The 13,655-nt window shown below is 67.5% G+C and carries 10 protein-coding genes; 4 read left to right on the plus strand and 6 right to left on the minus strand.

The window, feature by feature from the left end; translation table 11 throughout:
* Nucleotides 1–52: 52 nt before the first annotated feature.
* Both tssA and AACH06_RS19655 read left to right on the plus strand, forming a co-directional pair.
* Nucleotides 53–1,129 carry a type VI secretion system protein TssA gene (tssA, locus tag AACH06_RS19650; protein ID WP_341427465.1) on the plus strand — a complete coding sequence of 359 codons (1,077 nt, stop codon included), beginning with the start codon at nucleotides 53–55 and terminating at the stop codon, nucleotides 1,127–1,129.
* Nucleotides 1,130–1,223: 94 nt separating this feature from the next.
* Nucleotides 1,224–1,673, plus strand: coding sequence for a hypothetical protein (locus AACH06_RS19655; protein WP_341427466.1), 450 nt, complete (start codon nucleotides 1,224–1,226; stop codon nucleotides 1,671–1,673).
* A 6-nt stretch (nucleotides 1,674–1,679) separates the two neighbouring features.
* Here the strand turns inward: AACH06_RS19655 and AACH06_RS19660 are convergent, their stop codons facing one another.
* The 6 genes from AACH06_RS19660 to AACH06_RS19685 form a co-directional block, all read right to left on the minus strand.
* The gene (locus AACH06_RS19660) at nucleotides 1,680–2,483 is read right to left on the minus strand and encodes an OmpA family protein (RefSeq protein WP_341427467.1); all 804 of its coding nucleotides are present in this window, start codon (nucleotides 2,481–2,483) and stop codon (nucleotides 1,680–1,682) included.
* A 2-nt stretch (nucleotides 2,484–2,485) separates the two neighbouring features.
* The gene (gene tagF / locus AACH06_RS19665) at nucleotides 2,486–3,484 is read right to left on the minus strand and encodes a type VI secretion system-associated protein TagF (RefSeq protein WP_341427468.1); all 999 of its coding nucleotides are present in this window, start codon (nucleotides 3,482–3,484) and stop codon (nucleotides 2,486–2,488) included.
* Complete coding sequence (gene tssM / locus AACH06_RS19670) at nucleotides 3,481–7,266, minus strand: type VI secretion system membrane subunit TssM (protein WP_341427469.1); 3,786 nt, start codon at nucleotides 7,264–7,266, stop codon at nucleotides 3,481–3,483. Before tssM ends, tagF begins: the two co-directional genes overlap by 4 nt.
* A gap of 79 nt (nucleotides 7,267–7,345) precedes the next feature.
* Nucleotides 7,346–8,806, minus strand: a complete 1,461-nt coding sequence (locus tag AACH06_RS19675) for a hypothetical protein (protein WP_341427470.1) — start codon at nucleotides 8,804–8,806, stop codon at nucleotides 7,346–7,348.
* A gap of 143 nt (nucleotides 8,807–8,949) precedes the next feature.
* A complete protein-coding gene (locus tag AACH06_RS19680) occupies nucleotides 8,950–9,222 on the minus strand; it encodes a PAAR domain-containing protein (protein WP_341427471.1) in 273 nt (90 codons plus the stop codon).
* A gap of 20 nt (nucleotides 9,223–9,242) precedes the next feature.
* The gene (locus tag AACH06_RS19685; protein WP_341427472.1) at nucleotides 9,243–10,115 is read right to left on the minus strand and encodes a M15 family metallopeptidase; all 873 of its coding nucleotides are present in this window, start codon (nucleotides 10,113–10,115) and stop codon (nucleotides 9,243–9,245) included.
* Between the two features lie 339 nt (nucleotides 10,116–10,454).
* On the opposite strand from AACH06_RS19685, the gene AACH06_RS19690 reads away from it, so the two are divergent.
* On the plus strand, nucleotides 10,455–11,441 hold the full coding sequence (locus tag AACH06_RS19690; protein WP_341427473.1) for a hypothetical protein: 987 nt from the start codon (nucleotides 10,455–10,457) through the stop codon (nucleotides 11,439–11,441).
* Nucleotides 11,442–11,445: 4 nt separating this feature from the next.
* The coding region (locus AACH06_RS19695; protein WP_341427474.1) for a type VI secretion system Vgr family protein at nucleotides 11,446–13,655 on the plus strand (2,210 nt) is incomplete at its 3' end.

Genomic DNA, 13,655 nt, shown 5'->3' on the forward strand with positions numbered 1-13,655 from the left:
CACACCACAATGTGGGCCGCGCACGCCCCGGTAGAAGCCCGCCCACAGAACCATGAACTTTCCTCAACTCGTCGATGCCCTCCCCGGTGACAACCCTTGCGGCGAAGACCTGAGCTTTTCGTCGGAGTTCGACACCATCCAGGAAATGCGGCGTGCCGATGACCCCTCGCTCGACCAGGGGGAGTGGGTCACCGAGCTGAAGGTGGCCGATTGGCCGGGTGTGGCGAAGGCCTGCGAAGACCTGCTCTGCACCCGCACGAAAGATCTGCGCGTCGTCGGATGGCTGGTGGATGCGTGGGCACGGCTGCGGGGGTTCGCAGGTCTGTACGACGGCCTGGCGGTCACGGCCCAGTTGGTGGAGCGCCACTGGCCGCAACTGCACCCTCAGCCGGACGACGGTGATCAAGAACAGCGCATCGGCAACCTCTCGTGGCTGCTGCACCGGGTGGAAGAGCTGCCGCGGCACATTTCGCTCGCCACCGCATCACCCGTCGGCTTCACGCTGCTCGACCTCGAAGCCGCCCGGGCCGCCGGCCCCAACGCGGGCCGCAGCGATCAACCGGGCCCACCGACACTGGCCAGCATCCAGCGCGCCGTGTCGAACGCCGGGCTCTCCGCCTTCGAGCAGCAGAAGGCCGCGATGGACGGCTGCCTTCACGAGCTGGCCCGGTTGCAGGCCTTGATCGACGCGGAACTCGGCCTCGCTGGGCCCTCGTTCGGGCCGGCACGGCGCTCGCTTGAATCGGCGCGAGACGCCTGGGTGCGCCTGGCCCGAGACAGCGGCGTCGCCACCCATTCGGCGGGTGGCGAAGCAGCGTCGGCCAACGACCCGGAAACCGCATCGGGAACCGGCGCAGCCCCTGTCGCGCCTGCCGCTGCAGCCCACGTCAGCAATGCCCCCGGCGTGTTGAACAGCCGCGCCCAAGCCTTGCAGCAACTGCGTCAGGTCGCTGACTACTTCCGCCGCACCGAACCTCACAGCCCGGTGGCCTACCTGGCCGACAAGGCCGCTCGCTGGGGCGACATGCCTTTGCACGCGTGGCTGCGAACGGTGGTCAAGGATCAAGGCGCGTTGGCGCAGTTGGAAGACCTGCTGGGAACCGAGCCGCCGCCCGACCAGACGTCTTGATGCCAGCTGGCCCGGTGAACTTGGGGATTCACTCGATCGGTACAAAGCGGCGACGATGCCTCACCTCTGACCGTCCCGCTGACTCAGCACCGACATGAATCGAACCATTCCATGTGCCGTGGCGTTGTGCCTGGTGCACGCCATCGGCTACGCCGACACCAACTCCGACGCGCAGATGATCAAGGTGGCGCAAAACGTATCGGCGCACGCCCTGGATCCCCAGCTGCCGCGGATACCCTTCGCTGAATGGGTCCGCAGCATCGCCGCCCCGGGCTCCAGAATGGACTGGGAGGTCAACGATTGCGGCGAGCAGACGGGCAACCCGGCCGACGCCGGCCAAGACTTCCCGCTCTGCGCGGAGGTGCGCTTTGAAATACGCCCTGGCGTGGTCGCGTATGTCGATGTCGCTGTGGGCAGCGATCACCACGGCGTCTACGGTGAACCCGTGGTCTTTCAGCTCTTCACCGAGCGAGACGGTGGCTACCAGCACGTCTCCAGCCTGCTGGACCTGAAGTCGATGGCAGACGCCCGCCCGAAGCCCTGAGCGGCGTCAGGCCAGCACGCGGAACTCGATGCGCCGGTTGCGGGCGCGGCCTTCGGCCGTGGTGTTGGTGGTCACTGGCCGATCGGGGCCTGCGCCACTCGTCAGCAGGTCGGCCGCGGGAATGCCCTTGCCGACGAGATAGGCCTTCACCGCATCGGCCCGCGCGGCCGAGAGCGCCATGTTGGCATCGTGGGCGCCGACATCGTCGGTGTGGCCGATGATCTCGAAGCGTCGCCCCGCGAATTGGTTGAGGATCGGCACCAGATCATCGAGAACCCGAGCGCCCGCGCTGGTGAGCTTGGCATTGCCGGTTTCGAACTCGATCGTTCGCCGCGCCAACGCGGCATCCAGCTGCGCCTGACCCGACGAACCGATGCGCAGCTGATCGCGCACCGTGTAGGTGGGATTGTTCAGTTGCGTGGCCATCTGGCTGAGCAGTTGCTGCCGCGTGGCTTCGTTGTCGACCTCACCACTCAGCTCGACCACGTTGCCCGTGATGCTGAGCTGCCCTTTCGTCACCCGCTTCAGATCGGGTGTCAACAAGCGCTGGATGTGTTGGTTCCAATTGGGCGGCGCCACGAGGCGGTCGACGCCCAATTGATCGACGACGCGATCGGCCCCGTACAGCTCGCGCATGCGCGCAACGATGGCACTGCGGGTGGCTTCATCGGGCACCACGCCCGAGACGACGACCTTGTCAGCGGCGCGCGCCGCAGGCGCAGGCGTTTGCGCCCAGGCGCCCCAGCCCGCGAGGCCGGCCACGAAGAAGACGAGGGCTGCCGCGCGGCCCTGCGTTGCAATCGACGTCATGCTCAGGTTCCCAGAAAACATTCGCCGAAGGTCGACAGGGCCTGCGCCATCGACAACTGCGGCTGCTGCAAGTAGCTGGACAGCTTCTTCATCGCATGGTCGTCGTGGCTCTGCGCCTCGGCCCACTCGGGTGACGACAGGGTGATGAAAGCCTGTTGGGACTTCTGCGGATCGAACAAGGCTTGCACGGTCGAAGCGGCGCCGCCTGCAAAGCCAATCGACAACCACGGTGCTTCGCCGGAGGCCGCCACATCCGCACCCGGCACGAAGATGACCAGTTCAAAGTCGCCCCGCGAGAGAAACGGGCAGATGAGGTGCAGCCACAGGCCGCCCACCATCGGCGCGTAAAGCGGATCACGCGGCAAAGGCAGCCGCAAGCCTTTGTCCAGCTGCGACTTGCCACTCGCGGGCACCGGCTGAAGCAGCATGCCCAAGCCGAGCAGCACGCGGCGCAGGTCTACCTCGGGGTGCATCGACTTCAACAGCGCTTCGAGCGACCCCATGGTTTGCAGCTCGACGAAATCGCGAAAGCTCGCGGCATAGGCTTCCGGCGCCACCTCGATCGAGCTCTGCTGCTGCGCAGCACTGGCCAGAACCGCTGTCGCATCCTGGGCCTGGTGGGCTTGCTTCGCCAACGATTCGAGGCGCGCCCAGAGCCGCGCCAAGGCCATCGGAGCATGCTTCATGAAGGCCAAGGGCTGCTCGACCTCGAAGGCTCCAGTGGTCACGAACGGGAAGCGTCGGCCAGAGGCATCGATGCTGGGGACCAGATGCCCCGCCAACGCCTGGTGAGACCGCGCCGACAGAAAGGCGAAATGGGTGGCCGCCGTCTGGTCGTAGAAGTGCTTCCATTGCGGATCGGTCGACAGCAGCTCGAGGCCCTGGGTCAACCAGGTGTCCAGCATCTGCAGCAAGGCACCGTTATGAGAACTGCGGATGAAATCGCCTCGTGAAGCGAGCTTGCCGAAGTACGCCGGGCGGACGGAAGACGTGCGGCTCATGACGACACCCCCACCACCAAGGCCGGCAGGCTCAGGCCGCGCAGACCGCTGTTGCTGCCCCCACCACCCGTCCCGGCCGAGGTGGCGGCAGGCCCTGGGCTGGTGATCGCGCGATAGTGCAACGTGATCGTTTGCAGGCCCACGCCCCAGCTGAGTTCGCGCACCCCATCCGGCAGCTTGCGAACCTTGGCCGCGTCGATCAGCTTCTCGAACCCGTATGCGCCCGGCTGGTTGAACAGCTCGACGGTGCTGCCGTCGAGCGCTCGGCCGTAGATGCGTGCGCCCTGGGCCGCGCCCGGGTTGGGCCAGGCAAAGCTGGTCCACTGTGCGGCACCATTGCGATAGCGCAGCACCTGGCCATCGATCTCCACCGTGTACTCCATGTAGCCCGGAGCGCCCGTGGGCATCAGCTGAAAGGTCGTTTGCGTGGGTGCCGGCGCGCTGGGTGTCGGCGCGGCGCCCGCGGCCCCCTCCAGCGGCATCACCCACGTGGCGAATCCGTTGACGAACTCCGGCCGCATCCGCACACCCATGTCGGCCCAGGTGCGGGCCGAGATGGTCTCACCGCGGCGCGTGGCCAGCGGCCCGATCGACTCGTTGGCGAATTTGGCGATGGCCCCGGTCGGGCCGAAGACCTTGGCCACTTCCTGGGGGGATGCCTCCACCTTGGAGCTGACCTCGAACGGGTACTTGCCGGCCAGCGACGCCTGGAAGGGCTGAATCACCTGCGCTTGCCAGAGGCGGTTCAGCTCGACTTCGGTCGGCGGCACGATCACCGCGAACGACTGCATCAGTGGCCGCACCAACAGCGGCCGCAGCGCCGCCTTGGCGGTATCGCTCAGGCCCGTGAGCATCTGCTCGTCGACGTAGCGCAGCGCCTCGGCCAACTCAGAAGCGCCTGAGTCGAGGGTGGCGGCCATCATCGCGCGGGCTGCAGGCCCTGGGTCACCCTGGTTCTTGATCTGGTTGAACTTCGTGCGGATCTTGCCGACGGCCTGAAGGTAGCCGTCCATCAACGACGCACCATTGCCTTCGCGCGCCACCATGATGCGAGACAGCGCCGCGAATTCCCGGCCCACCGGCCCCATCGGGATCTCACCCTTCGGGCCGTTCACATCGACCTTCACGTTCACCTGCGAAGGCGACATGCGGAAGATCGACTGCTTGACCCATTCAACAAAGCCCTTCTGCGTGCTGGCCAACCGCTCGTTGAGCATCGATGGGTTGTCCCAGGTGGTCTGGTCGAACAGCGTGGTCATCACCCGGCGGATTGGTGAATCTGCCGGATCACCCAGGCGGTTCATGTGCGCCACCGCAGCGTCGAAATCAGTGAAGTCGGCCACCGCAATGCCCTGCACGAAACGCTGCCACTCGCGCACGTATTCGGTCTTGTACAGATCGGTGAGCGTCTTGCGAATCTGGTCGGGGCTGCCCTGCAGAGAGAGGTCGTCGCGGGCTGAGGTTTTCAAGACCCAGTCGGCGCTTTGCAGCTCGTTGTTGGCGGCCTCTTTGAAAGCCTGCTCCACGTAGCCTTCCCAGGCCTCTCGGGTGAAGGCACCGGCCACCACCTGGCTGCCCGCCACCGTCTCTTTGCCCTTGTCGCCCACGATGCGCGCGACGGTCATGGGGGCGTAGCGCGTTGAAGCGCGCACCTTCACATCGGCATACACCCGCTCAATGGCCGGCATGCCTCGCACCACCCGACGCAGGTTCTCGCGCGTGCGGTCGACGAGGCCGAAGTTGTTGTTGATCACCGGGAAGGCCGGATCGGACAGATTGGCCATCGAGAACGTGATCATCGTCTCGGCGCTGCGCAGCAGGCGCTCGCGGGTCATCGTGCCGCGGTTGTTGTCGAGCCAACCTCGCCAGAAGCGGGTGATCTGGTCGGTGAGGTGGCCACTTTCCATGCGCTGGCGCTCGGCCAACATCAGGTAGGTCTTGAGTGCCTTGTAGGCGTCTTCGGTGTTGGTCGCAGAGGCCTCGACAAAGCGGGACGCCACCGCGGTGGCGCCGCCGGCCGGGGCAGAGGCCGGAGATGCCGCCGTGGCTGCGGCGGCCCCCGACTCTGGCGCCTTGGTCATCGACTGCAGCTGGTCGGCGTGTTGGTTCACCTCGCCAAGATAGCCCTCGATGGCCTGTGCCACCGGCTCCAGCATGACTCGGCGAACGCCTTGGAAATACTCCTCGCGCAGTTTGCGCTCCAGCGCAGCGCCTTGGTAAAGGCCGAGGCCCACGCTCCATGGCCGCGATTCACGCCAGGCCTGCAACTGCTCGATGCGCGATTGAAGCAACTCGATGGCCTCGATGCGCGAGGCCAGGTCGGTCCGCTCGGCCTGCAGGCGCACGGCGGCCTCCAGATCGGCACGCACGCCTTCGACCAGTTGGCGATTGCCGATGTACGACCATGTCCACGCACCCAGCAGCAGCGCCAGCGTCAAGGCACCCGCCGCGAAGGTGGTCACCCGCAGGCGCTGTTTGGCGCGGCTCGCGTGTTGCCGCACCAGATTCCGGTCCGCGAAAACGACGCGCGAGAAGAGATCTTTCAGGAAGAAGCCGTGCTCGGCCACCACCATCGCGGTGGTGTGCTCGGGCCGTGGCGCCAGCGCAAACTCGAGGGCCACCTGCTCTCGCGCACGCGAGCTGGCCTCGCCCTGCTGAACGGCGCTCGTGAAGTAGAAGCCGCGGAAGACTGGCCTGTACTGGTAGGGGTTGTCCTCGAACAGCGTGGCGATGAAAGACCGCAGTGCTGGTTTCGTCGCGGCAAATTCCAGCGGGAAGGCCAGCACCGCTGGTGGCAAGGCCTTGCCGCGGTGAAGCGACATGTGCGCCAACGCCAGCTGCTTCAGGCCTTCGTGCAGTTCGTCGAAGTGGTGGTCGAACTGGCCCACCGCGTCAACGCGCTCGTCGGGCTTGTACGGCAAGGTCGCCCCCCAGGCCTTCTGCCGCTCTTGCGGATCACGGTCTTCGAAGAATTCGACGAAGCCGCTGATCAGATCCGCCTTGGTGAACATCACGTACACCGGCGCGAACACTTCCAAGGTCTCGGTCAGCTCTTGCACCCGCTGGCGCAGGTTCTTGGCAAGGCGAATGACCGCGTCGGGCTTGGACTGCGCCAGCTCAGCCACGCTGGCGGCAATCAAGATGCCGTTGATCGGCGCCTTGGAACGGTTCTTCTTGAGCATGCCCAGGAAGGACAGCCACTCTTTCCGGTCTTCGTCGTGAACCGAGTAGCGACCGGCGGTGTCGATCAGGATGCCTTCGTTGGTGAAGAACCAATCGCAATTGCGGGTGCCGCCAATCCCCTGGATGACGTTGTCGGTGACACCGGATGCGTTGGAGAAGGGGAACTTCAGGCCCGACTGGACCACCGCCGTGCTCTTGCCCGCCGCGGGGTTGCCGATCACCATGTACCACGGCAGCTCGTACAACGCGGCGGAGCCGGTCAACTCGCCCAGCTTCGACGTCTTGATCGTCTTGATGGCCTCTTGCATGCGCTCGCGTACGGCCTGCACTTCCGCCTCGTCGTCCTTGCCCTTACCCGGAGACTTGACGAACTCGCCTTCGATGCCCTGCTCCAGCCGCTGCGCGGCGCGGCGCGCCAGCAGTCGTTTGACCAGCCACACCACCAACCAGATCGCCAGGCACGCGCCCAACGCGACGCCGGCATAGATCAACCCCAGCCCCAGCGCGTCCGCGCCCAGGAACAAAAAGGCAGCGAGCGCTGCGAGCCCGAGCACGGCCAGCACGCGGACATCCAGCAGGAGTCGAAGGATTCGGTTCATGAGACGAAGATGGCGAATTCGGTATCGGTCGACGATTCGGTTTCGGCGGCGAGAGTGACTGTCACGGCAACGGGTGGCGTCAAGTGGCCGCCGGGTCAGGCAACCGGTGCCGGACCACCATCGCCATGCGCCAGTGCTCGTCGGACAGTGACATCGCGATGGCGGGACGCTCGGCCTGCGCCGCCTGGTGAATGGCGCCGGCCACGGCCCACAGCGCCCCCGTCTGCCGAGTGTGGCCGTGGGTCACCCCCACCAAGCGCAACTCTTCGATCGCGTCCAGGTGGGGCAACAACTCGATTGTGGTCGCGAAAAGCTCTGTGGCGCGTGCCGAATGCCGATCGGCATCACAGCAGAGGCCCGCCAGGCCTTCCGCGGGCAGCCCGGCAAGCTGGATGGCCTCGGAGACGGCTTGCTGCAACGCCTCGGCCGATGTCTTGCCCGCCGCGTCGATGGACTTGTCGCGACGACGGCAAGCCGGGCGGTGCAGCCATGCCAGCGGCACCTGAGGTGAAGCCTGCTCAGGCTGGCTGATCGGGCTCAACAGCAGCGCTGCCGCGCCTTCACCGGGCATGTGCCCCTTGGTGTGATGCGCAGCGGAGAACAGCGTTCGCGCCGAGCCCATCGCGTCGATCGAGGCTTGGCTGATGTCGCTGTGACAGGCCACCAACAGCAGCAGATCGTGGCATTGTTCACGCTGCATTGTCAGCAGCAGCTTGTCTGCATATTGCCAAGCCTGCGGCCCGCTGGCGGAGGGCAAGTGCTGAAGCTGCCATCGATCGAGCGGCAGTGCCCCTGCGGCCAGTTGCCGGGCTTGAAGATCGAGCCAGGCTCGCGCCCAGGCCACCTCGGCCTCGGCCCACTGCGCGGGCCAGGCCGCCAGCACTCGCACGCGCGCCACGGCACCCCGATCAGCAGGCTGCGATGCCACCCACTCATCCACCACCGCACCAGCCTGCTCCAGCAGCGGGGCCAATGCCGCGAGCGCTCGCGCTACCCCGCTTCCCGCAGGGGGCTCGCCTGCCTTGCCATGCGCCTGCAGCCATTCGCCCCAGGCCTTCTCGACGGGCTTGGCATCCACGCCGTCGGACCGCGCGCAAAGCACAGGCAGGCCATCGAAGTCGCGCAACAGCGCATCGGGGGTCGGCGCCGGCTTGCTGGCTTTGGCCGCCTCGAGCACGCTCGCGATGTCTTCACCGGCCGGGCCACCCACCCAGGCGCCGAGCACGGGCCAGCTGAGGTGCCGCTCCTTCGCCTCGGTGCCCGATCGTTCGGCCTCGGCGGCTGGCTTGCCTGCGCCGGCCTGCTCGGCGGCAGAGGCCAGCGCCACGGCAGCCGCCTGCTGCTTGGCCAGCGCACCTTTCACCGCCCAGCGCAACGCCAGCACGAAAGCGAACAGCACCAGCGGCAACAGCACCAGATAAAGCGCCAGATCATCGCCACTGACATTGCGCTGCGACACCTGCCAGCGCCAGATCACCACAATCCATACCAAGCTGGTGATCGCCGCGAGCAGGGCAAGGCCCTTGAGAAAAGTCTTCATTCAACAGACGTCAGCACAACCGCGGCAACGCGGCAGACACCCGGCACCGGAGCCGGAAGATGGAGGCGTTCGATGACGAGAGCCGGCCGGGCCATCGGCCCCAAGGCCCACGAGCCGAACCGTGTCGGTCCAAGGGGGGGCGTTCAGTCGGTGCTGAGGGCCTGGGAGGACAGCAGGGTCGCGCCGCATGCCGTCTTGTCGCCATGGCGGGCGGCGGGCTGGCCATCGATCATGAAGGTAGGGTCGCCCGAGGCAATGACGGTGGTGCCGCCGTGGCCCTTCTTGGGGCAGGTCACCTTGTCGCCGACTCGGGCGATGGGCTTGCCCGCCGCATCGCTGACGGGCGAGCCCTGTATGACCTCGCCGCCATGGTCGGTCTTGTCGCCCACGACGATGAGGGGTCTTGAGTCGGCCATTGGTCCTCTCCTTGAACGCGTTATGGAGGCGTCGTCGCCTTGGCGCTGTCGTCAGGCTTGCTGCGCGCAGAGCGCCGCCACTCGACGTGCCCGTAGTCTTTCAAGCTGCGCCAGTCGCCGCCCCAGGTCAAGCCCAAGCTGCGGGCAACTTCGCCGTATTTCTCATAGCCGAGCATCGCCCAGGGGTCGCGCTCGGTGATCACGATCTTGCCATTTTTGACGAATGCGCAGTCAGCGGCCATCCCATGCTGATGCAGGCTCTCATACGGCCCGGCCTGGGTCACCGTGGGCCCCAGGGCAGCGAGGGCGGCCTGGCGCTCCGGGCTGCGGTAGCCTTCCAGCAAGACCATGTCGTAGCCATGTGTTTCCCGCATCAGCTTGAACACCATGAGCAGACGGCTGCGAAACCCTTCGTCGAGCAGCTCCCATTGACGGCTGGCCGTGGCCGTCATCGGGCGGGCCTGTTCGACTTCGCGGGTGGTGAACATCTCGGGGGGCAGCGGCGGCGGTGCCACCAGCATCTCGCCGCGCAGCAGATCAGCCACCCGCTCATCGACCGGCCTCGAAAGGGTGTGGTCGTAACTGCTGGCCGGGAACAACACCCTCAACACCCCGGCGGCCAGCGGCACACCCATCACCACCACCAGCCCGGCCGAACACAGCAGCGCGTGGGCCCTCGCCCAGCCCACGAAACGCCCCACCCACCCGCCTGCCGAATGACTGGCGCCGCGCACCCGGCGCTGCCCGGCATCGGCCAAGCCGCTCCCGGCGGTCAGGCCACGCGACCACCAATGCTGCGTGGTCGCCACCAGCCACTCGCGCGCGGGCGCAAAGAACGCCAGCGCCAAAAGGCCCACCGCTAACACGAAATACAAAATGACACCAAACAGCATCGTTCGACCTGAGCCCGACATTCGCGAGGAACGCCATCCGAGGCATGTAGCACGAAACTGCCGCCACACAGCGCGAATTAGGGGGTGCGCCGCCTCGCCTCGACGCCCCTGCCGCCTTATCGTTATGGGCAGTGCAGGGTTCTAAAATCGTTCGCAAACATAGCGGCGCTTTGCAACGGCCGCAACCACCGGGCCTGCAGGCGGCCAAATGGGAGTATCAGATTGTCAGGCAACAAGCTTTCAGCCCCAACGGGCCAAAGCGAAGATTCGTGGCGCCCTAGTCTTTTTGTCGAGCCGGACGAGGTCGGCGCGTCCGCCGCGGCCGACCGGCCCCTTCGCATGCTGGCTGCCTTGCAGGACGACGGTGGTGCCCGCACGGGCTCGAAGGCGAAAAGGTCGCACACGCGCTCGGGTCCCCGCCAGTCTCGCTGGCTCTGGCCCATCAGTCTGACGCTGCTGGTGGCCACGGCCGTCGTCGTGGCGATGTATCTCAACGACACGGCAGACTCAGGGCACACGAACCCGGATGCGAGCACGACGCCGCTCGCCTCCTCTGGCGGCCCGATGCCATTGCACGAGCCCAGCGCCGTGCCAGCGCCGCTGAGTCCGGCTGATGCGGCCTCGGTGCCGGCTTTGGCGGCAGCGCCCGTGGCGAGCCCATCGGCCAGCGACATCGCCACGCCTGCCGAGGCCGGTGCCTCGATGGCCACCACCGGCAGCGAACCCACCGGCCCCGCCAAGTTGGAACTGCGCAACGAAGGGTTGGCCGGCCTTCCCGGCATGGCCACCACCGTGCAGGCCGTGGCGGCACAACGTGCCGCAGCGAGCGCGGCGGCGGATCCCGCCAGTGCGGTGGCCACATCCGGTTCGGCATCAGGCCCCGCCAACGTCGCGCCTGTGGCCAAAGCGCCGGCCCCCGGCGAGCATGCCCGCGCATCGACCGCCAAGGCTGCCGGCGGCAAGCCGGCCGCCAGCAGCAAGCCGGCGGCCTCATCGACCGCTGCGTCGTCAAGAGCCAAGCCGACCTCCACACCGCGCACGACCACCGCCGCCCGCGCCGTGCCACATGACCCCGACGCTGAATTGGTCGCGGCCATCATGGCGCGCAGCAGCGGCGAGCAGGTGACTGCCACGTCTGAGCGCAGCAGCACCATTGCCGCGTTGGTCCGAGACTGCAATGCGCTGCCCGATGCGACCTCGGCCCTGGCCTGCCGACGCCGCATCTGCGCGGGCTATTGGGGCAAGGCGCAAGCGTGCCCCCGATCGATGGCGCCCCCTGCCAACGCGACGACCGGCACATCGCCCAACGGCGCCGCATCCCATTGACACGATGAACTCGCCCATTGATCTCTTCGCGGCACTGATGCCTTCGGGCCTCATGCCCTTGCTGACCAGCGACACCCGCCTGTACCGCGCGGAAGGCGGCGGCGACATCGGCCAGTTGCACGTGGAGGCGTTCACGCTGCACGAGGCCTTGCACGAGCCCTGGCGGATGGTGCTGAGCTGCCTGTCAGACACCATGCTGACCGACATCGCGGCGCTGCGCTGGCAGCCGCTCACGCTGATCACCACGCTGGCCGACGGCAGCGAGCACCGCCGCACCGGCGTGGTGGAGCAAGCCGCCATCACCGACACACCACAAGGTTTCGGCCAGCCCTGCCGCTATCGCCTCACCGTCACGGCATGGGCCGGCCTGATGGGCTATGACTGGCGCAGCCAGGTCTTCGTCGAGCGCAACCTCGTCGAGATCGTCGACAGCGCTTTGTCGCACTACGGCGAACAAGGCCGCTGGCGCTGGTCGCCGTGCGCCACCGCTCGCCTGGCCGAAGCCCCGCAAGGCGGCGTGCTCAGCTACTGCATGCAGTACCGCGAGAGCCGGCTGCATTTCGTGCAGCGCCTGCTGGCCGAAGCCGGCCTCACCTTCCGCTTCGAAGAGACCGGCCCCGGCGAGCCCTCGACGCTGGTGATCCTGGCTGACACCACCGATTCGCAAAGCTGCCCCGAAGACGCCTGCTCGGCCAGCGCGCTGGGCGGCGCCGGTTTGCGTTTTCACCGCGCCAGCCAGGTGCAGGATCAAGACGGCGTCACGCAATTCGACCTGGCCGTGCAGTGGGGTGCGCGCACCCTCACCGCCAGCAGCAGCGACTACAAGTCCGGCCAGGTCATCAGCGCCAGCGTGCCCACCCTGGCCCCGGTGGGCGGCCCCCACGCCGCCGAGGTCGAGAGTTACGTCTACGCCGGTGCCTACGCCTGGCCCAGCCCCGAGGCAGCCGCCCGCGCATTGACCACCGTGCAGCAGGCCCACGAGGTGCGCCGCCGCGTGTGGCACGGCCGCGGCTGCGTGCGCAGCATGACCGCGGGCACCCACGTGTTCATGCGCGACACCCGCATGGACGACGTGACCGGCGCGCTGGGCTCGTTGATCGCCGAGCGGCCTGCCTCGCTGGTCTCGCCGGACAACCGCTACCTGCTCACCCAGATCACCCACGTGGGCATCAACAACCTGCCCGCCGAGGTGCTTGAGCGCCTGGGCGGTGCCCAGGCCGACCCGATGCGCCGCCCCGGCGTGAACGCCATCGCCCGCCTTCCCGGCGTGGACGAAGCCTTGGTGCGCGAGGCGGCTCTGCGCGGCTATGCCAATCGCTTCGAGGCCACCGACGCCAGCATGCCGTGGCGCGCGCTGATGCCCGGCGCAGACCCCGGCCGCCTGGCGCCGCGGCCCCGCATCCGCGGGCCGTTGGTCGCCACCGTCGTCGGCCCCGATGGCAGCACCTCGCCCAGCGGTGCGGATGAGCTCTACATGGACCGTCTGGGCCGTGTGCGCATCCGCTTCGAGTTCCAGGGCCATCCCGGCAACGATGCGATCGCCAGCCTGGGCAGCACCTGGGTTCGGGTACTGCAGCCCGTGGCGGGCCCGGGCCTGGGCACCCAGTGGATTCCGCGCATCGGCCACGAGGTGCTGGTGGGCTTCATCGACGACGACGCCGATCGGCCCATGGTGATCCGCTCGCTGTACAACGGCCGCGGTGAAGGGGGTGTGCCCGCCACCCCGGGCGGCGAGCCCGCCGAGGCCGACACCAGCGCCTTCGCCAACAGCACCGACCATCGCCCCTCAGCCCAGGGCAACCTCACCGGCGGCAACAGCCCGGCCTGGCACGGCGGCTCGCCCCAGGGCCTGGCGGCCGGGGGGCAGAACAATGCCGCCGCGCTGTCCGGCATCAAGACCAAGGAATTCGGCGGCGAGGGCTTCAACCAGACGGTGTTCGACGACACCGACGGCCAGCTTCGCGTTCAGCTCGCAACCACCCAGCACGCCAGCCAGCTGAACATGGGCCACCTGGTTCACCAAGCAGACAACCACCGGGGCAGCTTCAGGGGCCATGGCTTCGAGCTGCGCACCGATGCCTACGGCGCACTGCGCGGCGCCAAGAGCGTGCACCTGAGCAGCTACGCCTCGTCCGCCAGTGAGCCTGCGCTCGACCAGGCCGGCAGCATGGCGCTGGCCAAGCAGTACCAGCAGCTCGCGCAGGCCTTCAGCCA

The organism is Ideonella lacteola (assembly GCF_038066555.1).
Lineage (GTDB): Bacteria > Pseudomonadota > Gammaproteobacteria > Burkholderiales > Burkholderiaceae_C > Ideonella > Ideonella lacteola.

Excerpts from the sequence above, each read along its gene's own strand:
- AACH06_RS19655 (WP_341427466.1), top strand. The coding sequence starts at position 1,224 with ATGAATCGAACCATTCCATGTGCCGTGGCGTTGTGCCTGGTGCACGCC.
- AACH06_RS19690 (WP_341427473.1), top strand. The coding sequence starts at position 10,455 with ATGCTGGCTGCCTTGCAGGACGACGGTGGTGCCCGCACGGGCTCGAAG.
- tssM (WP_341427469.1), bottom strand. The coding sequence starts at position 7,266 with ATGAACCGAATCCTTCGACTCCTGCTGGATGTCCGCGTGCTGGCCGTG.
- AACH06_RS19675 (WP_341427470.1), bottom strand. The coding sequence starts at position 8,806 with ATGAAGACTTTTCTCAAGGGCCTTGCCCTGCTCGCGGCGATCACCAGC.
- tagF (WP_341427468.1), bottom strand. The coding sequence starts at position 3,484 with ATGAGCCGCACGTCTTCCGTCCGCCCGGCGTACTTCGGCAAGCTCGCT.
- AACH06_RS19660 (WP_341427467.1), bottom strand. The coding sequence starts at position 2,483 with ATGACGTCGATTGCAACGCAGGGCCGCGCGGCAGCCCTCGTCTTCTTC.
- AACH06_RS19680 (WP_341427471.1), bottom strand. The coding sequence starts at position 9,222 with ATGGCCGACTCAAGACCCCTCATCGTCGTGGGCGACAAGACCGACCAT.
- tssA (WP_341427465.1), top strand. The coding sequence starts at position 53 with ATGAACTTTCCTCAACTCGTCGATGCCCTCCCCGGTGACAACCCTTGC.
- AACH06_RS19685 (WP_341427472.1), bottom strand. The coding sequence starts at position 10,115 with ATGCTGTTTGGTGTCATTTTGTATTTCGTGTTAGCGGTGGGCCTTTTG.